This window comes from Sphingomonas sp. RIT328 (genome assembly GCF_000632225.1).
Taxonomy (GTDB): Bacteria; Pseudomonadota; Alphaproteobacteria; order Sphingomonadales; family Sphingomonadaceae; genus Sphingomonas; species Sphingomonas kyungheensis.
Map to the genome: position 1 here is coordinate 1 of NZ_JFYV01000017.1, position 25,346 is coordinate 25,346.

20 protein-coding genes are annotated in these 25,346 nt (G+C 68.6%); 13 read left to right on the plus strand and 7 right to left on the minus strand.

Annotated elements, in window-relative coordinates:
* Together BW41_RS09180 and dcd are read right to left on the minus strand one after the other, a co-directional pair.
* On the minus strand, positions 1–1,225 hold a 1,225-nt coding region (locus BW41_RS09180; protein ID WP_152542230.1), incomplete at its 3' end, for a TonB-dependent siderophore receptor.
* Between the two features lie 205 nt (positions 1,226–1,430).
* A complete protein-coding gene (gene dcd / locus BW41_RS09185; protein WP_037533833.1) occupies positions 1,431–1,985 on the minus strand; it encodes a dCTP deaminase in 555 nt (184 codons plus the stop codon).
* 87 nt (positions 1,986–2,072) lie between these two features.
* On the opposite strand from dcd, the gene BW41_RS09190 reads away from it, so the two are divergent.
* The 6 genes from BW41_RS09190 to BW41_RS09215 all read left to right on the plus strand — a co-directional run bounded on the left by BW41_RS09190 (position 2,073) and on the right by BW41_RS09215 (position 8,866).
* Positions 2,073–2,534: an NUDIX domain-containing protein gene (locus tag BW41_RS09190; protein WP_037533911.1), complete on the plus strand. Its 462-nt coding sequence runs from the start codon at positions 2,073–2,075 to the stop codon at positions 2,532–2,534.
* Positions 2,535–2,591: 57 nt separating this feature from the next.
* On the plus strand, positions 2,592–2,891 hold the full coding sequence (locus tag BW41_RS09195; RefSeq protein WP_037533835.1) for a putative quinol monooxygenase: 300 nt from the start codon (positions 2,592–2,594) through the stop codon (positions 2,889–2,891).
* Between the two features lie 51 nt (positions 2,892–2,942).
* A complete protein-coding gene (locus BW41_RS09200) occupies positions 2,943–4,589 on the plus strand; it encodes an NAD(P)/FAD-dependent oxidoreductase (protein WP_037533837.1) in 1,647 nt (548 codons plus the stop codon).
* Between the two features lie 583 nt (positions 4,590–5,172).
* Positions 5,173–5,796, plus strand: a complete 624-nt coding sequence (locus tag BW41_RS09205) for a TetR/AcrR family transcriptional regulator (protein WP_373276441.1) — start codon at positions 5,173–5,175, stop codon at positions 5,794–5,796.
* Between the two features lie 53 nt (positions 5,797–5,849).
* Positions 5,850–7,556, plus strand: a complete 1,707-nt coding sequence (locus BW41_RS09210) for a sensor histidine kinase (RefSeq protein WP_081793004.1) — start codon at positions 5,850–5,852, stop codon at positions 7,554–7,556.
* Positions 7,553–8,866, plus strand: coding sequence for a sigma-54-dependent transcriptional regulator (locus BW41_RS09215; RefSeq protein WP_037533842.1), 1,314 nt, complete (start codon positions 7,553–7,555; stop codon positions 8,864–8,866). Before BW41_RS09210 ends, BW41_RS09215 begins: the two co-directional genes overlap by 4 nt.
* Here BW41_RS09215 and BW41_RS09220 read toward each other — a convergent pair whose 3' ends face one another.
* Positions 8,867–9,475 (minus strand): TetR/AcrR family transcriptional regulator, encoded by a 609-nt coding sequence (locus tag BW41_RS09220; RefSeq protein ID WP_037533843.1) that lies wholly within the window; start codon positions 9,473–9,475, stop codon positions 8,867–8,869. It abuts the gene before it with no gap.
* 145 nt (positions 9,476–9,620) lie between these two features.
* Between BW41_RS09220 and BW41_RS09225 the strand changes: the two genes are divergently transcribed.
* The 3 genes from BW41_RS09225 to BW41_RS09235 are packed head-to-tail and all read left to right on the plus strand — an operon-like array spanning position 9,621 to position 15,599.
* Entirely contained in the window at positions 9,621–10,805 is a 1,185-nt protein-coding gene (locus BW41_RS09225) for an efflux RND transporter periplasmic adaptor subunit (RefSeq protein WP_037533845.1), read from the plus strand.
* Between the two features lie 6 nt (positions 10,806–10,811).
* A complete protein-coding gene (locus BW41_RS09230; RefSeq protein ID WP_037533847.1) occupies positions 10,812–14,039 on the plus strand; it encodes an efflux RND transporter permease subunit in 3,228 nt (1,075 codons plus the stop codon).
* Between the two features lie 6 nt (positions 14,040–14,045).
* Positions 14,046–15,599 carry an efflux transporter outer membrane subunit gene (locus BW41_RS09235; protein ID WP_200870392.1) on the plus strand — a complete coding sequence of 518 codons (1,554 nt, stop codon included), beginning with the start codon at positions 14,046–14,048 and terminating at the stop codon, positions 15,597–15,599.
* Between the two features lie 635 nt (positions 15,600–16,234).
* Here BW41_RS09235 and BW41_RS09245 read toward each other — a convergent pair.
* From BW41_RS09245 to BW41_RS09265, 4 genes are all read right to left on the minus strand, one after another.
* Positions 16,235–17,260 (minus strand): glycosyltransferase family 4 protein, encoded by a 1,026-nt coding sequence (locus tag BW41_RS09245; protein ID WP_037533850.1) that lies wholly within the window; start codon positions 17,258–17,260, stop codon positions 16,235–16,237.
* Entirely contained in the window at positions 17,260–18,135 is an 876-nt protein-coding gene (locus tag BW41_RS09250; protein ID WP_037533852.1) for a UDP-2,3-diacylglucosamine diphosphatase, read from the minus strand. Before BW41_RS09250 ends, BW41_RS09245 begins: the two co-directional genes overlap by 1 nt.
* Positions 18,136–18,396: 261 nt before the next feature.
* The gene (locus BW41_RS09260) at positions 18,397–20,058 is read right to left on the minus strand and encodes an inorganic phosphate transporter (protein WP_037533856.1); all 1,662 of its coding nucleotides are present in this window, start codon (positions 20,056–20,058) and stop codon (positions 18,397–18,399) included.
* A gap of 66 nt (positions 20,059–20,124) precedes the next feature.
* Positions 20,125–21,087: a cation diffusion facilitator family transporter gene (locus tag BW41_RS09265; RefSeq protein ID WP_037533858.1), complete on the minus strand. Its 963-nt coding sequence runs from the start codon at positions 21,085–21,087 to the stop codon at positions 20,125–20,127.
* Between the two features lie 79 nt (positions 21,088–21,166).
* Between BW41_RS09265 and BW41_RS09270 the strand changes: the two genes are divergently transcribed.
* The 4 genes from BW41_RS09270 to BW41_RS09285 all read left to right on the plus strand — a co-directional run bounded on the left by BW41_RS09270 (position 21,167) and on the right by BW41_RS09285 (position 25,136).
* Entirely contained in the window at positions 21,167–21,418 is a 252-nt protein-coding gene (locus BW41_RS09270) for a transcriptional regulator (RefSeq protein WP_051583392.1), read from the plus strand.
* Complete coding sequence (locus BW41_RS09275; RefSeq protein WP_037533860.1) at positions 21,415–21,807, plus strand: type II toxin-antitoxin system death-on-curing family toxin; 393 nt, start codon at positions 21,415–21,417, stop codon at positions 21,805–21,807. Before BW41_RS09270 ends, BW41_RS09275 begins: the two co-directional genes overlap by 4 nt.
* Positions 21,808–22,021: 214 nt before the next feature.
* Positions 22,022–23,410, plus strand: a complete 1,389-nt coding sequence (locus BW41_RS09280) for a helix-turn-helix domain-containing protein (protein WP_037533862.1) — start codon at positions 22,022–22,024, stop codon at positions 23,408–23,410.
* A 133-nt stretch (positions 23,411–23,543) separates the two neighbouring features.
* Complete coding sequence (locus tag BW41_RS09285; RefSeq protein WP_037533864.1) at positions 23,544–25,136, plus strand: isocitrate lyase; 1,593 nt, start codon at positions 23,544–23,546, stop codon at positions 25,134–25,136.
* Positions 25,137–25,346 lie beyond the last annotated feature (210 nt).

Sequence of the window (25,346 nt, forward strand, 5' to 3'; positions counted from 1 at the left end):
GCTGCGGGGGGATGGGGACCGGGTGGTTCAGGTTTTGCGGCACTGAACGACGGACGGCGATCGGCACGTTGCCGTCGCGGATCTGTACGGCGATGCCGATGAGCAGATCATGGTGGAGCGGACCGGTGCGGATGCCGCCGGACAGGTCGCCGCGATAGACGAGGTTGGTGAAATCGTTGCCGCGCGTCCGCGCGACGGTGACGATCCCATCCCCGGTGAGCGGATCGTAGCGGCCGAACGACGAATAGGCCCGATCGCGCGTCAGATAGGAGCGCCCGATCGCGGCCGCGAGCCACCAGCGCGGCGCGACATCATAGTTCACCCGCGCCAGCAAATTGGTTTCGCGACCCCGCGCCTGCATCCAGTCGGCGCCGAGGTTGCGGTGCGGTGACGACAGCGGCGGCAGGACGATCCTGTCGTGCACCGCGGCCAGGCTGAATTCGGTCGGCTCGGTGACCGTCTTGGCGATATAGGCGGCGTCGACGAGAATCTGGACCGCGTCCGTCGGCGTCCAGTCGAAGGCGAGCGTCGCGAAGCCGCGCTGGCCCTTGGTCCACCGGACCCCCGTCGCGACGAGGCCGGTGCCGCCGTTGATCCGGATGCCGACCGCGCCGGAGCGCCGGCCGACATCGCCGGTCAGGCCGATCGCGCCATAGGCGTTGCCGCTGATCGTGATGCGGGTGACGGGCGTCGTGCCCGCGCGCGCGGTGACGAGATTGACGATGCCCGATGGCGTGGCAAATCCGTAATAGAGACCGGCCGCCCCTTTCAGCACCTCGACCCGGTCCATCGCCTCGACCGGCTGTTCGATGACGTTGACCACCGGCAGCACGCCATTCCACCGCACGTTGGTGAAATTGTTGAGCGTGATGCCGCGTATCGCCAGATTGCTGTAGATGCTGGTGTTGATCTGCGCCTGGCTGACGCCGGCGGTGTTGCGGACCGCATCGTTGAGCGACTGCGCCTGCTGGGCGTCGAGCAGGGGGCGGGTCAGCACCGACACGGTCAACGGCGTGTCGATCAACCGTGCGTCGCGGAATGTGCCGGCCTGCACATAATCGGCGCCGAAGCTGTCGCGCCGATCGGCGGTGACGACGATATCGTCACTGGCGCCATCCTCGGCGCGCTGCGCGATCGCTGCCGTCGGAAGCAGGCATCCGCTCGAGACGAGCGACATCGACAGCAGAAACGCCCGCGCCGAGCGGGCCTGCACGACAGCAACCACGATGATCCCCCTGTTCAGGTCATCATCGATGCCAGTGATGCAAATGACTTGCAATAGCTTGCAGGAAAGGGCTGGATCATCAGGAGGTTGGCGCCGGGGTCGGTCGCGCCGCCATGCGCGTGCGGGCCTTCATGCGCGAATCGGCCCCTCGTCACCGCAGGCGCCGGTCCGGTCGGACGGGGGGGCGGGTGCCCTCCCGGCGCGCCTACAGCTTCGGCAAGGTCACGCCGCGCTGGCCCATATATTTGCCCGCCCGGTCGGCGTAGCTGATCTCGCACGGCTCGTTGCCTTGCAGGAACAGGAACTGGCAGGCGCCCTCATTGGCGTAGATCTTGGCAGGCAGCGGCGTCGTGTTGGAGAATTCGAGCGTGACGTGCCCCTCCCAGCCGGGCTCGAGCGGCGTCACGTTGACGATGATGCCGCAGCGCGCATAGGTCGACTTGCCGAGGCAGATGACCAGCACGTCGCGCGGCACGCGGAAATATTCCACCGTGCGGGCGAGCGCGAAGCTGTTGGGTGGGATGATGCACACGTCGGTCTTGCGATCGACGAAGCTGTTGGCGGCAAAGTCCTTCGGGTCGACCAGGGCATTGTCGACATTGGTGAAGATCTTGAATTCGTCGGCGACGCGGGCGTCATAGCCATAGGAGGACAGGCCGTAGCTGATGCAGCCCTCGCGGCGCTGGCTCTCGACGAACGGTTCGATCATCCGCTGCTCGCGCGCGGCGTCGCGGATCCAGCGATCGGACAAGACGGACATAGGCTTCCCTTCGATCCGCCTCTTTGCCGGTTCGCCGGCATCGCGCAAGCGTTGGTCGCAGGCGCCGCGACCGGCTATGGCGGGGCGATGCGCCCGCTCATCGATCTCGGCTATCGCCTGCGCCGCCGCATGCTCGCGCTGCTGCGCTGGCGGACGCGCGGGGTCAAGGTGATGGCGTTCGATCCGGCGGGGCGGCTGCTGCTCGTGCGCCACCGTTACGGGCGGTCCGATTGGTGGATGCTGCCGGGCGGCGGCATCGGTCGTCGCGAATCCCCCGCCGATGCGGCGGTGCGCGAGCTGGCGGAGGAGACCGGCTGCACGCTCGACGCGCCGACCGCGATCGGCCGGTTCGAGGCGCGGCAGGAGGGGCGGCGCGATACCGTCTTCCTATTCCGCGGAACGACGCGGGACGCGCCGGTGGCCGATGGCGTCGAACTGGTCGAGGCGCGGCTGTTCGCGCTCGACGATCTGCCGGCGGCGGTGTCGCCGGCGACGGCGCGACGGATCGCCGAATATCGCGGCACCGCGGCGGCCGATGGCCGCTGGTAGGCTTGCCGCGACGTGCCGCCGCTCCCAGTTGGGGGCGACACGATAAGGATTAGCGGCATGGCCATCAAAGTGATCGCATTCGTCTCGATAAATCCCGGCGCGGAGGAGGCGTTCGTCGCGGCGGCGCGCGTCTGTGTCGCGGCGTCGCGGGTCGAGCCGGGCACGCTCCATTACGAGCTGTGGCGCGAGACCGAGGGCGCACGGCGGTTCGTCTTCAACGAACTCTATGCCGATCAGGCGGCGGTCGACGCGCATATGCGATCGGATCATTTCAAGGCGTTCGGCCTCGCCGCGCGCGATCTGGCGACGGCACGGCCAGAGATCATCGTGACCGAGGCGGTCGACGTCGCCGGCTGACCCGGCGCGCGCACGGGTGGCTGGCGGGCGCGAAATCGGCTAAGGCGGGTCATGCTCCGCATCACCGAATTGAAGCTGCCGCTCAACCATCCGGAGGAGGCGCTGGCCGCGGCGATCCGCAACCGGCTGCGCATCACGCCGCGCGACCTCGTCCGCTATACCGTCGCGCGGCGCGCGCACGACGCGCGCGACAAGATGGACATCCACTTCGTCTATTCGATCGACGTGACGGTCAAGAACGAGGCGGCGGTGCTCGCCCGGTTCAAGCGCGACCGCCACGTCAACCCGACGCCGGACACCGGCTATCGCTTCGTCGCCAAGGCCCCGGCGGGCTATGCCGGGCCGCGTCCGGTGGTGGTCGGGGCGGGGCCGTGCGGGCTCTTCGCCGGGCTGATCCTCGCGCAGATGGGCTTCCGGCCGATCATCCTCGATCGCGGCAAGGTGGTGCGCGAGCGGACAAAGGACACCTGGGGCCTATGGCGGCGTAGCGAACTCAATCCCGAATCGAACGTCCAGTTCGGCGAGGGCGGCGCCGGTACCTTCTCCGACGGCAAATTATGGAGTCAGATCAAGGATCCACGCCATCTCGGCCGCAAGGTGCTGAGCGAGTTCGTCAAGGCCGGCGCGCCCGAGGAGATCCTCACCGAGGCGCATCCGCATATCGGCACCTTCCGCCTGGTGACGATGGTCGAGAGCATGCGCGCGACGGTCGAGGCGCTCGGTGGCGAATATCGCTTCGAACGCCGGGTCGACGATATCGATGTGGCGACCGGGGCGGACGGCAGCCGCCGCCTCGCCGCGCTCCACCTCAGCACCGGCGAGCGGCTGGCGACCGACGGGCCGGTGGTGCTCGCGCTCGGGCATAGCGCGCGGGATACGTTCGCGATGCTGCATGCGCGCGGCGTCTTCCTCGAAGCCAAGCCCTTTTCGATCGGCGTGCGGATCGAACATCCGCAAAGCTGGATCGACGAGGCGCGGTTCGGGCCGTGCGCCGGCCATCCCGATCTCGGCGCGGCGGCGTACAGCCTGTCGCACCACTGCAAGAACGGGCGCACCGTCTACAGCTTCTGCATGTGCCCGGGCGGCACCGTCGTCGCCGCAACCTCGGAGCCGGGGCGGGTCGCGACCAACGGCATGAGCCAATATTCGCGCAACGAGCGCAACGCCAATTCGGGGATCGTCGTCGGCATCGATCCGGCGCGCGACTATCCCGGCGATCCGCTCGCCGGCATCGCGCTGCAACGGCAGCTCGAGACGCGCGCGTTCGAGGCGGGCGGCGGCGCCTATCGCGCGCCGGCGCAGCGGCTCGGCGACTTCCTCGCCGGCCGGCCGTCGACGCGGCTCGGCAGCGTCATCCCCTCCTATCGCCCCGGCGTGACGATGACCGATCTCGCCGAGGTGCTGCCCGACTTCGCGGTCACCGCGATGCGCGAGGCGCTGGTCGCCTTCGGCCAGCAGATCCCCGGCTACGACCATCCCGATGCGGTGATGACCGGGGTCGAGACGCGCACCTCGTCGCCGCTGCGCATCACCCGTGGCGACGATTTCCAGAGCGTCAACACCGCCGGCCTGTTCCCGGCGGGCGAGGGGGCAGGCTATGCCGGCGGCATCCTCTCCGCCGCGGTCGACGGCATCAAGATCGCCGAGGCGGTGGCGCGCGAGCTGGTCGGCCGGCCGGTGCTGGCGGATGCGGCCTGAGGGGGCGGGGGCTCGCTAGGAAAGAAGGTGTATTCGCGCGGAGGCGCGGAGCTTCGCGTAGCTGCCGCCGGCACCTGACGCAGTTGAGCAAGCCGTCCTCGTTCAAGACTTCCGCAAAAGGCGCTACGCGTGCCGCACACACCAGTATTCCCGCGCAGGCGAGACCCCTGCGAAAGTTTCGAAACCGCCGCGGCGAAGGCCGCGGCCCAGTTTGGAGGCCTTTGTAACTAATTGCAAAGCTTCACCAAACTGGACCCCGGCCTGCGCCGGGGTGGTACGTGGGCAGGTCGGGTTGCTACTTTCGCAGAGGTCTCGCGCAGGCGGGAATCCAGTGCCGAGCAGAACAGTGGCCGGAGACAAGAAACTGGGCTCCCGCTTTCGCGGGAGCACTGGCTACTCTTGGGTGCGTCGGCGCGGTCTGGCGGCGACGTTCGTATCTGCGCACCGGCGGTTGAGCGGAGGCGGCATCTTCGCTCCCGCCGACCCTTGCCTTGGCCTGTCCCCCGCCCGGCCGAGAAAGGTTGCAGTCCGCAACGCCTTGTATGGGACGCCCGCGAGTTCTATACTGAGCGATATGGAAAGCATGACCCTGTCGCATGACGACGCGCCGGTGCCCGCCAAGGGCCGCCCGCGCGAGTTCTGCACCGACACTGCGCTCGCCGCGGCGTTGCGCGTGTTCTGGAGCAAGGGCTATGAGGGCGCGTCGCTCGCCGATCTGACCGAGGCGATGGGGATCACCCGGCCGAGCCTCTACGCCGCCTTCGGCAATAAGGAAGCCTTGTTCAACAAGGCGCTCGATCTCTACGAGGCGGAAAAGCTCGCCTATGTCCGGCAGGCGCTCGACCAGCCGACCGCGCGCGGCGTCGCCGAGACGATCCTGCGCGGTGCGCTCGCCCTGCAGACCGGGCAGAGCGGCGATCCCAAGGGCTGTCTCGGCGTGATCAGTGCGATGCCGTGCGGCGCGGAGGCCGATTCGATCAAGGCGCATGTCAGTGCGCGCCGTGCCTCGTCGCATGCGGCGCTGATCGAGCGGTTCGATCGCGCCAAGGCGGAGGGCGACCTGCCGCCGCATGTCGACGCCACCGGGCTGACCTGCTGCCTCTACGCGCTGTTGCAGGGCATGGCGGTGCAGGCCGGATCGGGCGCGAGCCGTACCGATCTCGAGCGGCTGGTTGATACCAGCCTGACGATCTGGCCCAGCCGCTAGGCCGGCTGCGGCGGCTGGCGTGGCTGCCGCTGCTCGCCGGGCTGATCGCGGTGATGATCCTCGCCGGCACGCGCTGGGCGGAGACGACCGCGCGGACGGCGGCGGATCGCGAGGCGCTGACGCTGGCGCGCACCCATGCCGGCCTGCTGACCAGCGAGTTGCAGAAATTCCGGCTGCTGCCGCTGGTGCTCGCCGAATATCCCGACGTGCCGGTCGCGCTCGCCGGCGATGCCGCGGCGCTGCGGCGGCTCGACGCGACGCTCGAACTGCTCGCGACCCGCACCGATGCCGCCGCGCTCTATGCGATCGATGCGCGCGGCCGTGCGGTGGCGGCGAGCAACTGGCGCAGCCAGGCGAGCTTCGTCGGCCAGGATTATACCTTCCGCCGCTATTTCACCGAGGCGATGGCGCGCGGCACGTCGGAGCTGTTCGCGCTCGGTACGGTGAGCGGGCGGCCCGGCCTGTATCTCGCGCGGCGGATCGATCGCGGCGGGCGGGCGCTGGGGGTGATTGTCGTCAAGGTCGAATTCGACCGGCTCGAGCGCGAATGGGCGCAGTCGCCCGGCGCGACGATCCTGACCGATCCGCGCGGCCTGATCCTCGTCACCAGCGTGCCGGCGTGGCGCTTCCATCCGATCCGACCGCTCGACGCGGCGCGCCGCGCCCGGCTGATCCGCTCGCGCCAGTTCGGCGCGGCGCCGCCGTTCACCCCCGCCTTCGCGATCGACGGGCGCGACGTCCGCGCGATCCGCGACGCGCGGCCGCTCCGCTACCGCAGCGCCAGCGTCGCCGCGCCGCTCGATGGCGGGACGGTGTCGCATCTGACCCCGCTGCGTCCGGCGCTTGCGGGCGCGCGGACGCAGGCGGCGCTTGGCGGGCTGGTGCTGCTGCTCGTCGTCGCTGTCGCGGGCGGGATCGCGTGGCGCGGCGCCGACCGCCGCCGGTCGCAGACCCAGGCGCGCGAATCGCTCGAACGCGCGGTGGTGCAGCGCACGCGCGAGCTGCGCGAGGCGAATGCCCGGCTGATCGTCGAATCGCAGGAGCGCGCCGAGGCGGACCGCCGCTTCCGCGCCGCACGCGAGGAGCTGGCGCAGGCCAACCGGTTGGGCTCGCTCGGCCAGATCACCGCCGGCGTCGCGCATGAGATCAACCAGCCGCTCGCCGCGATCCGGACCTTCGCGGAGAATGGCGCGACCCTGCTCGACCGGGGCGCGGCCGATGCGGCGCGCGACACGCTCGGCCGGATCGTCGCGCTGACCGACCGGATCGCGACGATCACCGGCGAGCTGCGCGCCTTCGCCCGCCGCCGCACGCCGTCGCGCGGCGCGCCGACACTGGGCGCGGCGATCGAGGGGACGCTGTTGCTGATCGGCGAGCGCGCGCGCGGCATCGTCGTCGACACCGTCGCCGCAGAGCTGCGCGACGCGCGCGTCGTCGGCGATCGCATCCGGCTCGAACAGATTCTCGTCAACGTCATCGGCAATGCGCTCGATGCGGTCGCCGGATGCGACCAGCCCGAGGTGCGGATCGCGGCCAGCGCGACCGCGGAGACGCTGACGGTGCGCATCGCCGACACCGGCCCCGGTATCGATCCCGCCATCGCCGACACGGTGTTCGAACCCTTCGCCTCCGCCAAGCCGGAGGGACTCGGCCTGGGGCTGGCGATCGCGCGCGACATCGCGCGCGAATTCGGTGGCGAGCTGACCGTCGCACCGGACGGGCCGGGCGCGACCTTCCTGCTGACGTTGCGGCGCGCATGAGCGGGCAGGTGATGTTCGTCGAGGACGACGAGGCGCTGCGCTTCGCGACCGTGCAGGCGCTGGAGCTGGCCGGGCTGACCGTCCGCGCCTTCGCCGGGGCGGAGGCGGCGCTCGCCGCGCTGCCCGCCGATTTCGACGGCGTCATCGTCTCCGATATCCGCATGCCGCGCATCGACGGGCTGCAATTGCTTGCCCGGCTGCGCGCGATCGACGCCGATCTGCCGGTGATCCTCGTCACCGGTCATGGCGATGTGCCGATGGCGGTGGCGGCGTTGCGCGACGGCGCGTTCGACTTCCTCACCAAGCCGTTCGCCACCGACCACCTCGTCGCGACGATCGGCCGGGCGCTGGAGCGGCGCGCGCTGGTGATCGAGAACCGGCGGCTGCGCGCCGCGCTCGATGCCGGCGACGACCATCCGCTGATCGGCGACAGCGCCGCGATCGTCCGGCTGCGCGCGACGATCGCGCGGCTCGCCGCCGCCGATCTCGACGTGCTGGTCGAAGGCGAGACCGGCACCGGCAAGGAACTGGCCGCGGTGCTGCTCCACCGGCTTGGCCCCCGGCGCGGCCGGCCGTTCGTCGCGGTCGATTGCAGCGCCTTGGGTGAGGAAGGGGCGGCCGATCTGTTCGGCCATGCCGCCGACAGCGTCGCGCACACCCGGCTGTCGCGCACCGGCGCGATCGCGGCGTCGAGCGGCGGCACTTTGCTGCTCGACGCGGTCGACGCGCTGTCGCCGGCGATCCAGGCGGCGCTGACCCGCGTCATTGAGGAGCGCGAGGTGCAGCCGATCGGCGCGGAGCGGGCGGAGGCGGTGCAGCTGCGCGTCGTCGCGACCAGCCGCGACGACCTCGCGCAGGCGGTCGCGGCGGGGCAGTTCCGGGCCGACCTCTACCATCGGCTGGCGATGACGCGGATCGCGTTGCCGCCGCTGCGCGAGCGCGAACATGACCGGCTGCTGCTGTTCGTCGCCTTCGTCGATCAGGCGCGCGAGGCGCTGGCGCGACCCGATTATGCGATCGGCGAGGCGGAGCGGCAGCATGTCCTGTCGCATGGCTGGCCGGGCAACGTCCGCGAATTGCGCAACTATGCCTATGCCTGCGTGCTCGCCGCGGAGGATCGGCCGGACAGCGCCCCGCAGGACCTGCCGAGCCAGGTCGCCGAATTCGAGACGCGCGTCATCGTCGATGCGTTGCGCGCGAGCGGCGGCAATGTCGTCAGGGCCGTCGAACTGCTCGGCGTGCCGCGCAAGACGCTCTACTATAAGCTGGCGCGCTACGGCATCGATCCCGATGCCTTCCGCCGGGCGTGATCAGCCGTCCTGCTTGTCGACCACGGCGGCGCGACGCAGCGCATCGACGTCGCGGTCGATCGTCGCGACCAGCGCCTCGACCAACGCCGAATCATCCTCGTCGGGGCGCACCATGCTGTGGTGCAGCATGCCCAGCGACATGATCAGGATGACATCGGCAAGCGCCGACCGCCGGTCCGCCAGCGCGTCTCCGGGGGCGAGCATCTCGAGCGCGTCGAGCATCAGCGCGCGGACGTCCTGATGCGTCGCGTTGAAGATCGAGGCGATGCGGCTGTTGCGCGCCGCCTCGGCCAGAATCTCGGCGAACAGGCGCGGGTCGCCGTCGCTCTCGTCGTCGTCCCGGCCGGGGGTGACGAGCTGGTGGAGCCAGTCGCGGACGTGGCCGACGTCCTTGGCCTGGATCGCCCGGCGTAGCGACTCGGCGGACAGGAAGGACCGGCAGTCCGAATTGACGATCGCCGCGACGATATCCTCCTTGGCGGAGAAATCGCGATACAGCTGACCGACCGCGACGCCCGATTCGCGCGCGATCTGGGCGATGCCGGTGGCATGAAAACCGTTTTCGATGAACAATCTACGTGCCGCCTCGATGACCTTGAAACGGCGCATTTCCGCATTGTTTCGTGGTGCACCGCAACAAATTCTCGAGCCGTCCATTCCATTCCTCGTCGGCGAGCCTTGACGCCAGTTCCTGACTGCGAGTAGCAGAGCGTGAGTGATCGATCACTCACATTCTTATCAGCGGACATTTTGCATGGCGAATAGGCGACACGGGGTGGCGGTGCTAGCGTTGGCGCTGTCACTGGCGGCGTGCGGCAGCAAGCAGCAGCAGCAACAGCAGGCGCCGCAGGGCCCGCCGCAGGTCGAATATCTGACCGTACGTGAACAGTCGGTGACGCTGACGACCGAATTGCCGGGTCGCACCACCGCCTATGAAACATCGGACGTACGGCCGCAGGTCAACGGCCTGATCCGCGCGCGGCTGTTCACGGAAGGCGACATGGTCCGCGCCGGCCAGCCGCTCTACAGCATCGATCCCGCGCCCTATCAGGCGGCGGTGGCGAGCGCGCGCGCGGCGCTGTCGCGCGCGCGCGCCAATATTGCCTCCACCGCCGCGCTCGCGCGCCGCTATGGCGAATTGGTCAAGATCAACGCGATCGCCCGCCAGGAATATGAGAATGCGCAGACCAGCGCGGCGCAGGCGCAGGCCGACGTCGCCGCGCAGCAGGCGGCGCTGCGCACCGCGCAGATCGACCTGTCGCGCACCACGGTGCGGGCGCCGATCGCCGGGCGGATCGGCCGTTCGCTGGTCACCACCGGCGCGCTCGCGTCGGCATCGCAGACGCAGCCGCTGGCGACGATCCAGCGGCTCGACCCGATGTACGTCGACATCCAGCAGTCGAGCGCCGGGCTTCTGAAGCTGCGCCAGCAGATCCTCAGCGGCCAGGTCGCGCGCGACGGCAATGCCCGCGTCCGGCTGACGCTGGAGGACGGCAGCGCCTATGGCCCGCAGGGCAGCTTGCGCTTCGCCGACGTCACCGTCGATCCGACGACCGGATCGCAGACGATCCGCGCGCTCTTCCCCAATCCCAACGGCCTGCTGCTGCCCGGCATGTTCGTCCGCGCCTCGCTGGTCGAGGGCACGCAGGCAAAGGCGCTGCTGGTGCCGCAGCGCGCGGTCAGCCGCGACGAAAAGGGCCAGGCGACGACGATGGTGATCGGCGCGGACGGCAAGATCCAGGTCCGCACGCTGCAGACCAGCCGCACGATCGGTGAGGACTGGCTCGTCACCGGCGGCATCAAGCCGGGCGAGAAGGTGATCGTCGCGGGTGCGATGATGCTGCGCCCCGGCATGCCCGTCCAGGGCAAGCCCTGGGACCCCAACGCCAAGCCCGCCGCCCCCCAGGGCGCCGGTGCGCCCGCAGCTCAGGCAAAGTAACCCCTCATGGCCCGCTATTTCATCGACCGGCCGATCTTCGCCTGGGTGATCGCGATCATCCTGATGCTCGCCGGCGTCATCGCGATCCGCTCGCTGCCGATCGCCCAGTTCCCGGCGATCGCGCCGTCGGCGGTGTCGATCACCGCCACCTATCCGGGCGCGGATGCGACGACGCTCGAAAACACGACGACGCAGATCATCGAGCAGCAGATGAAGGGGATCGACAACCTTCGCTACTTCTCGTCCTCCTCGTCGTCGGCGGGCACCGTCACGGTGACGCTGACCTTCGAACAGGGCGCCGATCCCGATATCGCGCAGGTGCAGGTCCAGAACAAATTGCAGGCGGCGACGCCGCTGTTGCCGCAGGAGGTGCAGCGTCAGGGGCTGATCGTCGCCAAGGCGACGCAGAACTTCCTGATGTTCGTCGGCCTCTATTCGTCGGACGGCAGCCATAGCGACGTCGACCTCGCCGACTATGTCGCGTCCAAGTTGCAGGACCCGCTCGCCCGCGTGAACGGCGTCGGCGATACGCAGATCTTCGGGTCGCAATATGCGATGCGAATCTGGGTCGATCCGATCAAGCTCAACAATTACGCGCTGACGATGGCCGACGTCACCTCGGCGATCACCGCGCAGAATGCGCAGGTCTCCGCCGGGCAGCTCGGCGCGCAGCCCGCGCCCAAGGAGCAGATGCTCAACGCGACCGTCTCGGTCGAATCGCGACTGACCTCGCCCGAACAATTTGCGGCGATCCGGTTGAAGAGCAACACCGACGGTTCGGTCGTCCGCCTCAGCGACGTCGCGCGCGTCGGCATCGGCGCGGAAAACTACGCCTTCTCGGCGCAGTGGAACGGCAAGCCCGCCTCGGGCATCGGCATCAAGCTGGCGCCGGGCGCCAATGCGCTCGACACGGTCAAGGCGGTGAAGGAGCGCGTTAACGCGATCGCCAAGCAGTTCCCGCCCGACGTCAAGGTCATCTACCCCTATGACACGTCGCCGTTCGTGCGCCTGTCGGTGGAGCAGGTGGTCCATACGCTGATCGAGGCGGTGATCCTCGTCTTCCTGGTGATGTTCCTGTTCCTGCAGAACTTCCGTGCGACGCTGATCCCGACGATCGCGGTGCCGGTGGTGCTGCTCGGCACCTTCGCGATCCTCGCCGCGGCGGGCTTCTCGATCAACACGCTGACCTTGTTCGGCATGGTGCTGGCGATCGGCCTGCTGGTCGACGACGCGATCGTCGTCGTCGAGAACGTCGAGCGACTCATCCAGACCGAGGGGCTGAGCCCCAAGGAGGCGGCGCGCAAGTCGATGGACGAGATCACCGGCGCGCTGATCGGCATCGCGCTGGTGCTGTCGGCGGTGTTCCTGCCGATGGCCTTCTTCGGCGGGTCGACCGGCGTCATCTATCGTCAGTTCTCGATCACCATCGTCTCGGCGATGGTCCTGTCGGTCAGCGTCGCGCTGATCCTCACCCCGGCGCTGTGCGCGACGATCCTCAAGCCGCACGATCCCGGCAAGGCGGAAGGCAACGGCCCGCTCGCGCGCTTCTTCCGCTGGTTCAACGACAAGTTCGATCGCGGCCAGGATCGCTATGCCAGGGGCGTGCGCTCGACCGCGCGCAACTGGAAGCGCTCGCTTGTCGTCTATGCGCTGATCGTGATCGGCATGGCGGTGCTGTTCGTGCGCCTGCCCACCGGCTTCCTGCCGGAAGAGGATCAGGGCATCATGATCGCGCTGGTCCAGGGCCCGCCGGGCGCGACCACCGCACGCACCCAGAAGGGCCTCGACACGATCCGCGACCATTTCCTCCAGACCGAGGGGAAGAACGTCCAGGGCGTGTATACGATCAACGGCTTCAGCTTTGCGGGGCAGGGCCAGAACAGCGGCATCGCCTTCATCCCGTTGCAGGAATGGTCGCATCGCAAGGGCGCCGAGAACAAGGCGCAGGCGCTGGTCGGCCGGGCGATGGGCGCATTCTCGCAGTTCAAGGACGGCATGATCTTCGCGGTCATCCCGCCCGCGGTGCAGGAATTGGGCAATGCCAGCGGGTTCGACCTGCAATTGGTCGACGAGGCCGGCATCGGCCACGAAAAGCTGCTCGCGGCGCGCAACATGCTGCTGGGCATGGCGTCGCAGGACAAGTCGCTCATCGGCGTGCGTCCCAACGCGCTCGACGATGCGCCGCAGCTCAAGATCGACGTCGATCAGGACAAGGCGAAGGCGCTCGGGCTGGACCTCACCACGATCAACAACACGATCGCGACCGCCTGGGGCAGTGCCTACGTCAACGACTTCATCGACCGCGGCCGCGTCAAGCGCGTCTACATTCAGGCGGATGAAGACTATCGCCTGAAGCCCGAGGACGTCGCCAATTTCTACGTGCGCAGCGACACCGGTACGATGGCGCCCTTCTCGGCCTTTTCGACGGTCCGCTGGTCGCAGGCGCCGGCGCAGCTCACCCGCTACAATGGTCTGCCGTCGATGGAGATCCTCGGCCAGCCGGCACCGGGCGTGTCGTCGGGCGCGGCGATGAAGGCGATCGAGGCGATGCACGCCAAGCTGCCGCCGGGGACGCGACTCGACTGGACGGGTCTGTCCTATGAGGAACGCCTGTCGGGCGGACAGGCGCCGGCGCTCTACGGCCTGTCGCTGCTGATCGTCTTCCTCTGCCTCGCCGCGCTGTACGAAAGCTGGTCGGTGCCGATCTCGGTGCTGCTGGTCGTGCCGCTCGGCATCATCGGCGCGCTGCTCGCGGCGACGCTGACCGGGCTCAACAGCGACATCTACCTCCAGGTCGGGCTGATCACGACGATCGGCGTGTCGGCAAAGAACGCGATCCTGATCGTCGAATTCGCCGAGGAACGGATCAACGAGGGGATGCGGCCGTTCGACGCCGCGGTCGAGGCGGCGAAGCTGCGGTTGCGGCCGATCCTGATGACGTCGCTGGCGTTCATCTTCGGCGTGCTGCCGCTCGCGGTCTCGACCGGCGCCGGTGCCGGCGGGCAGAATGCGATCGGCCGCGCGGTCGTCGGCGGCATGCTGTCGGCGACGGTGCTTGCGATCTTCTTCGTGCCGATGTTCTTCGTCGTCGTGCTGCGGCTGTTCGGCCATGGCGAGGACGGCAAGCGCGGCGCGCAGGACGACGGGCATGACCGCCACGACGATCATCCGCAGGATGATCGCCCGCATGATGATGGCGCACGCGGCGATACGCCCGCGCCGCAGGGAGCCTGAGTGGTGATGACGAGCAAGATCCTCCTCGGCCTGCTGGGCGCGACCGCGCTCGCCGGCTGCAACCTCGCGCCGCATTATGTGCGGCCGGTGGGCGAAGTGCCGGCGGCGCTGCCGCAGGGCGGTGTCTATCCGGCCGCGGCGACCGATGCGCCCGACGTCACCAAGATCGGCTGGCGCGACTTCTTCACCGACGACCGGTTGCGCCGGACGATCGCGCTGGGCCTCGACAACAATCGCGACCTGCGCGTCGCCGCCGCCAACGTGCTGCAGGCGCGCGCGCAATATCGCATCCAGCGCGCCGATCTGGTGCCCTCGACCAGCCTGTCGGCTTCCGGCACCTACACCAACAACATCCAGGGCGCGGCGAGCACGCTCGGCGGCGCCGCCAGCGGCAGTAGCGGGACGGGGACGGGGACGGGCACCGGTGTCGGCACCGGGACCGGCGCCGGGTCGAGCGCGGGCAGCGGCACCAGCGGCAGCGTCGGGACGAGTTCGTCCAACTTCGAATTCTACTCGGTCAATGCGGGCTTCTCGGCGTTCGAACTCGATCTGTTCGGCCGGGTGCGCAACCTCAACCGCGCCGCGCTCGAACAATATTTCGCCACCGAAGAGGCGCAGCGCTCGACGCGGATCAGCCTGATCGCCGAGATCGCCACCGCCTGGCTGACCTTGGCGTCGGATCAGGACCAGCTGGCGATTTCACAACGCTCGCTCACCTCGTTCGAACAGTCGCTCGAACTGACCCGCGCGCAATTCCGCATCGGCGTCGCCTCCGAGCTCGAGGCGCGGCAGGCGGAGACGACCTATCAGGGCGCGCGCAACGACATCGCGGTGCTCAAGACGCGGGTGGCGCAGGACAAGAACGCGCTCGACCTGCTCGTCGGTACGCCGGTGACCACCGAGCTGTTGCCGCAGGGGCTCGGCAGCGGCGACGCCGCCTTGCAGGTGCTGCCCGCCGGGATCCGCTCCGACGTGCTGCTGCGTCGTCCCGACGTCTTGCAGGCGGAGCATCAACTGATCGCGCAGAACGCCAATATCGGTGCGGCGCGGGCGGCGCTGTTCCCGCGCATCTCGCTGACCGCGACGCTGGGCACGATCAGCACCGCGCTGAGCGGCCTGTTCGCGGGCGGCAGCTTCACCTACACCGGAGCGCCGTCGGTTTCGCTGCCGCTGTTCGACGGCGGCCGGCTGCGCGGCAACGTCGACCTCGCCCGCGCGCAGCAGCAGGCGGCGGTGTCGACCTATGAGAAGACGGTGCAGACCGCCTTCCGCGAGGTCGCCGATGCGCTCGCCCAGCGCGGCACGATCGACGAGCAGCTCGCGGCGCAATCCGCGCGTGTCGAGGCGGCGAATGTCGCGCTGCGCATCTCCGACGCGCGCTATCGCGCCGGGGTCGAATCGTTCCTGACGACGCTCGATTCGCAGCGCACCGCTTATGCGGCGCAGCAGCAGCTGGTGGCGACGCGGCTCAACCGGGGGAGCAATATCGTCGAACTGTACCGGTCGCTGGGCGGCGGGCTCGATGTCGACGATCCGGCCAAGCCGGTCGCGGCGCGATAGGGGCGTTCGGCGGCATCCTGGTGTCGCTGCGGCGAGGGGCGGCTTCGGCCGGCGCGGGACGGTTGCGCTGGCCGCAGCGTGCCGGCGCGGCGCGAGCAAGTCGGCAGGGCTGATGGGGGCCTTTGGGGTCTATCCCGCTTTCCTTTTCTCTCGCGCCCTTTGCGAGAGTCGCCCGCATAGCTTCAAGCACCAGTGTTCCCGCGCAGGCGGGAACCCAGTGGCCAAGCAGAACACCGTCTCGGGGTAAAGAACACTGGGCTCCCGCTTCGCGGGAGCACTGCGCTGCCCTCTTCGTCATGCCGGACCTGTTCGGCATCCATAGTTTCGCATGCGTAAGTCGGTGACTTTCCGGCACAATGGACCCCGGAACACGTCCGAGGTGACGGCGCTACTGAGGCGAGGCTTCCGTAGAAATCCGGCCTTTGCAGATGCTCTGGCGAGATTGGCGCGATAGTCATACCGTCGCTGGTATCGCGCCCATGTTCCACGCAATACTGTAGCAAGGCAGTCTGCGTAATCCGGAAGCGACTCTGTCTTACGATGCCGAGGGTCGGCCCATCGTGTCCCAGACCATCTGCCAGACAGGAGCGGAGCGCCGCCCTTGGTCTTTCAGCCTCGCCCCGCCAGCCCCCGGCTTAGGCGGCGCGGACCTCCGCCGCGCGGATCGGGGCGAGGCTGTCGAGGAACTGGCGAGCGCTCGCCTGCCAGGTGAAGCGTTTGGCATAAGCGGCACAGGCGGCGCGGTCGCGGGTCATCGCGAGGCGGATCGCGGTGTCGAGGTCGCCGTCGATCGCACCGACCTCGGGCGACAGGACATCGACCGGTCCGGGCGCGGGCAGCGCCGCGACCGGCGTGCCGCAGGCGAGCGCCTCGATCATCACCAGCCCGAACGTATCGGTGCGGCTCGGGAAGACGAGCAGATCGGCGCTGCGATAGGCGGCGGCCAGCGCGTCGCCGAAGCGCGCGCCGAGGAAATGCGCGGCGGGGTAGCGGGCGGCGAGCGTCGCGCGCGCCGGACCGTCGCCGATCACGACCTTGGTGCCCGGCACCCTAGTGTCGAGGAACGCCTCGATATTCTTCTCGATCGCGACGCGGCCGACGTAGAGCTGGATCGGTCCCGGAAGCGCCGCGATCGCCGGATCGACCGGCCCCTCGGCGGCGAAGACGGTAAGGTCGACACCGCGCCCCCAGCGCCGCAACCGATTGAGCCCATGCGCGCGCAGCGCGGTGTCGACCGATGGCGTCGAGGTCAGGATCGCGTCGGCAGGGGCGTGGAACCAGCGGATGTAGCGCCAGATCCATTCGGCGCTCACCCCGGTGCGCGCGGCGACATAATCGGGGAATTGCGTGTGATAGGCGGTGGTGAAGCGCAGCCCCCTGGCGACGCACCAGCGCCGTGCCGCGACGCCGAGCGGGCCTTCGGTGGCGATATGGATCGCCTCGGCGTCGAAATCGCCGATCAGCCGGCCGATGCTGCGGCCGCCGGCGATCGCCAGCCGGATCTCGGGATAGCTCGGGCAGGGCAGGCTGACGAAACGGTCGGGCGAGACGACGAGCAAATCATGCCCCTGCGCCTCGACCTCGCGCTTGATCGCGGTCAGCGTGCGGACGACGCCGTTGACCTGCGGCTGCCAGGCGTCGGTGACCAGCGCGATGCGCATCAGGCGGCGATCGATCCGGCCCGCTGCGCGGCGCGATCGGCGGCGACGCGGGCGGCGATCTCGTCACCCCACAGCAGCAATTCCATCCGGCCGTCGAAATGTTCGACCAGCGCGGTGCAGCCTTCGACCCAGTCACCGTCGTTATAATAAGCGACGCCGTTGATGTCGCGGATCTCGGCGGTGTGGATATGCCCGCAGACGACACCGTCGACGCCGCGCGACCCGGCGGCATGCGCGACCACCTCTTCGAAGCGCGAGATGAAGGCGACGGCATTCTTGACCTTCGCCTTGGCGTGTTTCGACAGCGACCAATAGGGCATGCCGAGCCGCCGCCGCGCCGCATTGACCCAGCGGTTGAGCACCATCAGCGCGGTATAGGCGCTGTCGCCGATCTTCGAGAGCCAGCGGTGGGCGAGGGTGATCGCGTCGAATTCGTCGCCGTGCAGCACCAGCAGGCGGCGGCCGTCGGCGGTGGTGTGGATCGCCTTGCGCCGGATGCGCACGCCGCCAAAGTCGAGCCCGGCGAACTGGCGGAACACCTCGTCGTGATTGCCGGGGATATAGGTGACCCTGGTGCCGCGTTTGGCGCGCTTCATCAGCCGCCAGACGACGTCGTTATGCGCCGCGGGCCAGTAGAATTTCTTCTTGAGCCGCCAGCCGTCGATCATATCGCCGACGAGATAGAGCTGTTCGCTGTCGACATGGTCGAGGAAGTCGATCAGCATGTCGGCGTTGCAGCCGCGCGTGCCGAGATGGACGTCGGAGATCCAGATCGTCCGGAAGCGGCGGCGGGGGATATCGCCGCGCTCGACGACCGATGGGCGTTGCGGCAGAAAGGCGAGAACGTCGGCGCTGCTCGCATCGATGACGGTCATGGATCGGCCCCCGGGGGGCCTATCGCCCCGCTGCCTCCATGCCATCGGCATGTGACGGCGCGATCACGAAGCGATGACGATCGTGTTGCAGTCTTGGCGCGTCGTCGCCAAGTCTTGCGGGATGCTTGTCGGTCGTTACGCCGGCTCGATGCCCACATGGGCAAGCAAGGCAACGACTTGTCTTATCTCTGCTATTCGGCGGCGCGGCATCGCCGGCAGACCGGCGACGGTGGCGTCCCTGCCGATCACGCCGCGCGCCGCTCAGGCGGCGGTGGCCACGCGCAGGATGGCGGTGAGCGCCCAGTAGAGCCCGCCGGCGAGCAGCATCGCCGCCGGCAGCGTCATCACCCAGGCGAGCGCCATGTTGCGCAGCGTCCGCCATTGCAGCCCGGCGCCGTTGCCGACCGCCGCGCCCGCGACGCCCGAGGTGAGGACGTGCGTGGTCGATACCGGCATGCCGAAGCGGTCGGCGAGGAGGATCGTGCTCGCCGCCATCAGCTCCGCCGATGCGCCCATCCCATAGGTCAGGTGCGTCTGGCCGATCTTCTCGCCAACGGTGACGACGATCCGCCGCCAGCCGACCATCGTGCCGAGGCCGAGCGCGATCGCCACCGTCACCTTGACCCAGAAGGGGATGTAGCGCGTGCCCTGTTCGAGGCTGCCGCCATAGCCCTTGATCTGCTCGATCTCGCGCGCGGAGAAGCGCGCCTTGGCGCCCTCGTCGGTGACGATCTGCTTGCTCGCGTCGAGCACCAGATACATGTCGGCGCGCAGGTTCGGCGTCGCGGCGGCGGGGACGCGGCTCAGCGCGCCATAGCTGCCGATCCGCTGGCCGACATCGGCCGACAGCGCGGCGAGCGCGCCATAGACGTCGGGATCGTTGACGCGGCGCACCGACAGGCCCTGGGTGATCGTCGCGCGCGCGGCGTCGAGAGAGGCGGGCGGCGTGCCGGCATGCGCGGCGAAGGTCGCCTGTGCTGCGCGCGCCTGCGCGACATAGGCGGGGGTGGCGCTCGACGGCACGGTGCGGTTGAGCGCATAAGCGGTGGGGGCGCAGCCGATCAGGATCAGCATGATCAGCCCCATGCCCTTCTGCCCGTCGTTGCTGCCGTGTGCGAAGCTGACCGCGGTGCAGGTGAAGACGAGCAGCGCGCGGATGCCGCGCGGCGGCGGCGCATCGGTCGGCGGCTCGCGATAGAGTTTCGGATCGCGGAAGAAGCGCTTCATCACCAGCATCAGGATCAGCGCCCCGGCGAAGCCGACCAGCGGGCTGACCAGCAGCGACAGGAAGACGTTCTTCGCCTGATGCCAGTCGACACCCGAGGTGCCGCTCAACCCGCGTGCGAGCAGCTGGTTGGCGAGGCCGACGCCGAGCACCGAGCCGATCAGCGCATGGCTCGACGAATTGGGCAGCCCCGCCGCCCAGGTCGCGAGGTTCCAGATCACCGCGGCGAGCAGCAGCGCGAAGATCATCGCGAAGCCGCCGAGCGAGCCGACGTGGAGGATCAGATCGACCGGCAGCAGCGTGACGATCGTATAGGCGACCGCGCCGGACGAGGTCAGCACGCCGAGGAAGTTGAAGAAGCCCGACCAGACCACCGCGAGCGGTGCCGGCATCGCATGCGTGTAGATCACCGTCGCCACCGCATTGGCGGTGTCGTGGAAGCCGTTGACGAATTCGAAGCCGAGCGCGATCAGCAGCGCGAGGCCGAGGAACAGGAAGACGCCGGTCGCCAGCGTCTCGCCCACCTCCGCCGTGTCCGACACGACGCTCGCCCCGGCATAGCCCAGCGCGCCGACCAGCACGACGAGGAACAGCCAGCGTCCCGCCGGGTGCAACTGCCCGTCGAGTCGCGGGCCGGGGCCGTGGGGCCGCTCGGTCGATGGTGGGGAGGCGGACGCAGCGGAGACCATGGTAGCCATATTAGCCGCGGTGCACTGCCGATGTGACGGGTTCGTGACATTTGTCGCCCGGCCGCAGCATGAGGATCACTCCGCGGACGCTGCCGGCGGCGTGAGCGTCGCGGCATTCTCACGCTTTTCCGGGCGGATATAGATGGATGACGGGATCGGTACGGCGTCGCGCAGACGATCCTCCATCTGCTCGATGATCGTCTCGCCTTCGCCCATCGTGATGCTGTCGACGAAATCGGCGCTGACCGCTACGAAGATCGCGTCGGGTGCGGTGTGGATGGTGCGGACGTGATTGACCGCACTGATCGCCGGATGCGCCGCGACGATGCCGCGCACCGTCTCGACCACCTTCGGGTCGGCGCGTTCGCCGATCAGCAGCCCCTTGGCCTCGCGTGCGAGCAGCATCGCGACCATGCCGAGGATCAGGCCGATGAGGATCGAGGCGATGCCGTCGATCCGCGGATCGGCGAAGGCATGGCTTGCCCAGACGCCGATCGCGGCGATCACCAGGCCGGCGAGCGCCGCCGAATCCTCGAACAGGACGATGAAGCCGGCCGGGTCCTTGCTCTGGCGGATCGCCTGCCACCAGCCTTCGCCGCCCTTCGCCTTGGCGAATTCGCGCATCGCGATGAACCAGGACGAGCCCTCGAGTGCGACCGCGATCGCCAGGACGATGTAATTGACCAGCGGGTCGCGCAGCGGTTCGGGTTCGAGGATATGCAGATAGCCTTCGTAGACCGAGACACCCGCGCCGACCGCGAAGATCAGGATGGCGACGACGAACGCCCAGAAATACAATTCGCGGCCATAGCCGAACGGATGGATCGCATCGGGCGCGCGCTTGGCGCGATGCTGGCCGTAGAGCAGCAGGATCTGGTTGCCGCTGTCGACGCAGCTGTGCACGCCCTCGGTCAGCATCGACGACGAGCCGGTGATGCCGGCGGCGACGAACTTCGCGACGCCGATCCCGAGATTGGCGGCAAGCGCGCCATACAGCACGATATTCTCGCGAATGCGCGCGGTCAGCCCCTGATCCATCCCATGTCCCGTCATTGGTGTTGCAGGCGTTACGCGCGAGGGGGTGGTGAGGCTCCCTCGACGATGTTATAACGGGCGTATGAACAAGGTGCTTGACAATAAGACGGCCCAGGAAGTCCGCATCATCAAGATCGGCAATTCACAGGGCGTGATCCTCAGCAAGGAGGTGCTCGCGCAGCTTCGCGTCGGACTCGGCGACTCGCTGTACCTCACCGAACATCCATGGGGCGTCGGTCTGCGCGCGCACGACCCCGATTTCGCCGAAGCGATGGCGGCCGCCGAAGACATCATGCGCGAGGATCGTGACATCCTCGCGGTTCTCGCAAAATGACGACGACACCGCCGCGGTTCCTCAGTCCGGATATGGCGGTGGCGGTTCACGATCGCCAATTGGCCGAACATGGCGGGCTGGCCGGGGTGAAGGATATCGGCCTGCTCGAATTAGCGCTGGCGCGTCCGGTGAACAAATTCGGCTATGGCGAGACCGACCCGAGCGTGCTGGCCGCTGCATATGCCTATGGCATCGCGCGAAATCATCCGTTGGCCGATGGCAACAAGCGTACCGCCTGGGTCATGGCGCGTCTGTTTCTGCGGCTCAACGGGGTGGAGATCGCCTTCGACAAGGCGGATGCGATACGGACGATGCTCGCCCTTGCCGCCGGGGAATTGGAAGAGTCCGCGCTCGCCGACTGGTTCCGAGGCCACATCGTCCGGCCGTAGAACGGGAATGGCCGCCAGCGTACGAGACGCCGGCGGCCACCTTTCCTCCCCAGGAAACTTTCGTCGTCATCCCTAGCGTCCTGCGCCGGGCGTGGCAGGGGGCAGGTGCGGCGCGTCCGGTCATCGTGTCCACCGGACGGACATGGTGTTTCGTCAAGCTGTAAGGATTTGACAACGGCTACGGCATATCTGATCCTCGAGCCGAGGAGATCCGATGCCCGACCGCAAATTATTCGCCGGCCATGCCGTCCGCCGCCTGCGGCGTCAGGCGGGGCTGACCCAGGCGGCGATGGCGGAGGTGCTCGGCATATCGTCGAGCTATCTCAATCTGGTCGAGCGCAACCAGCGGCCGCTGTCCGCGACATTGCTGGTCAAGCTCGCCGAATCCTACGATTTCGATCCGCGTGCGCTGACCGCGGGCGAGCCCGGCGGCGGCGAGGCGGCGATCCGCCGGCGGCTCGCCGATCCGATGTTCGCCGATCTCGAGATCGACCGCAACGAGGTCGGCGAATGGCTCGCCGGCGCGCCCGGCGGGGCGGAGGCGTTCGCGCGCGCCTATGACCGGCTCGGCGCCGGCGGCGGCAGCGGCGTCGGCGGCGGCGTCGATCCGGTCGCCGAGGTGCGCCGCGCGATCGAGCGCTGGCGCGGGCATTTCGCCGATCTCGACAGCGCCGCCGAGGCGCTCGCCGACGAGTTGCGCCTCGGCGCCGGCGACCTGTACGGCGCGATCGCCGAGCGGCTGCGCGTCAAGCATCAGCTCACCATCCGCATCCTGCCGATGGACGTGATGCCCGACCTGCTGCGTCGGCTCGACCTCCACGCCCGGCAGTTGCAGCTGAGCGAGGTGCTCGATCCCGCCTCGCGCACCTTCGCCGCCGCCTATCAGCTCGCGCAGATCGAGGCGCGGGCCGAGATCGACGCGCTCGCCAAGGGCGCGGATTTTGCCGACCGGTCCGCCGAACGGTTGTTCCGCCGCCACCTTGCCAGCTATTTCGCGGCGGCGGTGATGATGCCCTATGCGCGCTTCCTGCGCGCCTGCGAATCGACCGGCTATGACTTCGAACTGCTCCAGCGGCGGTTCGGCGCGGGGTTCGAACAGGTCGCGCACCGGCTGACGACGCTGCATCGCGTCGGCGCGCGCGGATTGCCCTTCTTCCTGATCCGCGTCGACCGCGCCGGACAATGTTCGAAGCGCTTTTCGGGCGCGAGCGCGTCGCCGCTCGCCGAGGCGGAGGGTCGATGCCCGCTGTGGCGGCTCCACCATGCCTTCGACCGGCCGGGCAGCCTCGCGGTGCAGCTCGTCGAGCTGGAGGATGGCGCGCGCTGGCTGACGATCGCGCGGACGGTGACGCCGCAGCGCCGCCGCTACGGCGGCGTGCTCGCCGAATTCGCGGTCGGCATCGGCGTCGCCGCCGAGCTCGGCGGCGCGCTGGCGGTGGCGCGCGGGGTCGACCTGAAGGGCGATGCGACGCCGATCGGGCTCGGCTGCCGCGCCTGCCATCGCACCGACTGCCCGCAACGCTCCGCGCCGCCGGCGGGGCGGGCGCTGCTGATCAACGAACGCGACCGCGGCGTGTCGGGGTTCACCTTCACGAACGACTGAAAACTTTCGTACAAAATTACTGATGATCTGCCGAGGGTGTGACATCGCAACGCTGTAAAACGGCGGATATCTGCTCTGCATCGTGTGAAGTTCGGTACAGTCTCGCCTCGACACCACCAAGCGAGGACGGGACATGAGCTATCAGCAGCAGATCGGCGCGGCGCGGCAACGGATCGCGACCCAGCCGCATTGGAGCGGGATCGACGCCGAATCGGTCGCGCGGATGCGGGTGCAGAACCGCTTCCGCACCGGGCTCGACATCGCGCGCTACACAGCGGCGATCATGCGCCGCGACATGGCCGCCTATGACGCCAATCCCGCCGCCTACACCCAGTCGCTCGGCTGCTGGCACGGCTTCATCGGCCAGCAGACGATGATCAGCATCAAGAAGCATTTCGGCACCACCGATCGCCGCTACCTCTATCTGTCCGGCTGGATGGTCGCGGCGCTGCGCAGCCAGTTCGGGCCGTTGCCCGACCAGTCGATGCACGAGAAGACCAGCGTCCCGGCGCTGATCGAGGAACTCTATACCTTCCTGCGCCAGGCGGATGCGCGTGAACTGGGGCTGCTGTTCCGCGATCTCGATGCGGCGCGCGCTGCCGGCAATGCGATCGAGGCGCAACGGATCGGCCAGGCGATCGACCAGCACCAGACGCACGTCGTGCCGATCATCGCCGACATCGACGCCGGCTTCGGCAATGCCGAGGCCACCTATCTGCTCGCCCGCAAGATGATCGAGGCCGGCGCCTGCGCGCTCCAGATCGAGAACCAGGTCAGCGACGAGAAGCAGTGCGGTCATCAGGACGGCAAGGTCACCGTGCCGCACGACGACTTCCTCGCCAAGGTGCGCGCCTGTCGCTACGCCTTCCTCGAACTCGGCGTCGAGGACGGCATCATCGTCACCCGCACCGATTCGCTCGGCGCCGGGCTGACCAAGCAGATCGCCTATTCGGCCGCGCCCGGTGACCTCGGTGATCAGTATAATGCCTTCCTCGACTGCGAGGAGATCGATCCGGCCGCGGTCGGCAGCGGCGACGTGGTGATCGCCCGCGACGGCAGGCTGTTGCGCCCCAGGCGGCTGCCGTCGAACCTGTTCCAGTTCCGCGAGGGGACGGGGGCGGACCGCTGCGTGCTCGACTGCATCACCAGCCTGCAACACGGCGCCGACCTGTTGTGGATCGAGACCGAAAAGCCGCATATCGAGCAGATCGCGGCGATGGTCGATCGCATCCGCGCCGTCGTGCCGAACGCCAAGCTGGTCTACAACAACAGCCCGAGCTTCAACTGGACGCTCAACTTCCGTCAGCAGGTCTATGACGCCTGGGCAGAGGCGGGGCGAGACGTGGCGGGCTATGACCGCGCGCGGCTGATGGCGGCGGACTATGACCGCACCGCGCTCGCGGTCGAGGCGGACGAGCGGATCCGCACCTTCCAGAAGGATGCCGCGGCGCGTGCCGGCATCTTCCACCATCTCATCACGCTGCCGACCTATCATACCGCGGCCTTGTCGACCGACACGCTGGCACGCGCCTATTTCGGCGAGGCGGGGATGCTCGGCTATGTCGAGGGCGTGCAGCGTCGCGAGATCCGCGAGGGCATCGCCTGCGTCAAGCACCAGAACATGTCGGGCTCCGACATCGGCGACGACCACAAGGAGTATTTCGCGGGCGAGGCGGCGCTGAAGGCGGGCGGCGCGGGGAATACGATGAACCAGTTCGCGGCGTGAGGGTGCGGGGCGGGGTACGTGCCCCGCTCCATAGCCTGTTCGAGGCGGCGCGAAGACGCGTCGCCTTGCACGTCGTTTCCGAGCTTCCTCGGCCCGACCATGTCTGGCCTCCTCTATAATGACGGTACGGCGCCACGGCGGCGGCGTGCGTCATCGATGGATCGGTTGGATAGAAGAATCTCTGCCCCGTCGATCGTGGGGGAGAAGAAA

Bases quoted from the DNA above. Each gene is read 5' to 3' on its own strand.
- BW41_RS09285 (WP_037533864.1), top strand. From the start codon at position 23,544: ATGAGCTATCAGCAGCAGATCGGCGCGGCGCGGCAACGGATCGCGACC.
- BW41_RS09265 (WP_037533858.1), bottom strand. From the start codon at position 21,087: ATGGATCAGGGGCTGACCGCGCGCATTCGCGAGAATATCGTGCTGTAT.
- BW41_RS09200 (WP_037533837.1), top strand. From the start codon at position 2,943: ATGCTCCGCATCACCGAATTGAAGCTGCCGCTCAACCATCCGGAGGAG.
- BW41_RS09215 (WP_037533842.1), top strand. From the start codon at position 7,553: ATGAGCGGGCAGGTGATGTTCGTCGAGGACGACGAGGCGCTGCGCTTC.
- BW41_RS09245 (WP_037533850.1), bottom strand. From the start codon at position 17,260: ATGCGCATCGCGCTGGTCACCGACGCCTGGCAGCCGCAGGTCAACGGC.
- BW41_RS09260 (WP_037533856.1), bottom strand. From the start codon at position 20,058: ATGGCTACCATGGTCTCCGCTGCGTCCGCCTCCCCACCATCGACCGAG.
- BW41_RS09195 (WP_037533835.1), top strand. From the start codon at position 2,592: ATGGCCATCAAAGTGATCGCATTCGTCTCGATAAATCCCGGCGCGGAG.
- BW41_RS09225 (WP_037533845.1), top strand. From the start codon at position 9,621: ATGGCGAATAGGCGACACGGGGTGGCGGTGCTAGCGTTGGCGCTGTCA.
- BW41_RS09220 (WP_037533843.1), bottom strand. From the start codon at position 9,475: ATGCGCCGTTTCAAGGTCATCGAGGCGGCACGTAGATTGTTCATCGAA.
- BW41_RS09210 (WP_081793004.1), top strand. From the start codon at position 5,850: ATGATCCTCGCCGGCACGCGCTGGGCGGAGACGACCGCGCGGACGGCG.
- dcd (WP_037533833.1), bottom strand. From the start codon at position 1,985: ATGTCCGTCTTGTCCGATCGCTGGATCCGCGACGCCGCGCGCGAGCAG.
- BW41_RS09190 (WP_037533911.1), top strand. From the start codon at position 2,073: ATGCGCCCGCTCATCGATCTCGGCTATCGCCTGCGCCGCCGCATGCTC.
- BW41_RS09235 (WP_200870392.1), top strand. From the start codon at position 14,046: ATGACGAGCAAGATCCTCCTCGGCCTGCTGGGCGCGACCGCGCTCGCC.
- BW41_RS09205 (WP_373276441.1), top strand. From the start codon at position 5,173: ATGACCCTGTCGCATGACGACGCGCCGGTGCCCGCCAAGGGCCGCCCG.
- BW41_RS09230 (WP_037533847.1), top strand. From the start codon at position 10,812: ATGGCCCGCTATTTCATCGACCGGCCGATCTTCGCCTGGGTGATCGCG.
- BW41_RS09270 (WP_051583392.1), top strand. From the start codon at position 21,167: ATGAACAAGGTGCTTGACAATAAGACGGCCCAGGAAGTCCGCATCATC.
- BW41_RS09250 (WP_037533852.1), bottom strand. From the start codon at position 18,135: ATGACCGTCATCGATGCGAGCAGCGCCGACGTTCTCGCCTTTCTGCCG.
- BW41_RS09275 (WP_037533860.1), top strand. From the start codon at position 21,415: ATGACGACGACACCGCCGCGGTTCCTCAGTCCGGATATGGCGGTGGCG.
- BW41_RS09280 (WP_037533862.1), top strand. From the start codon at position 22,022: ATGCCCGACCGCAAATTATTCGCCGGCCATGCCGTCCGCCGCCTGCGG.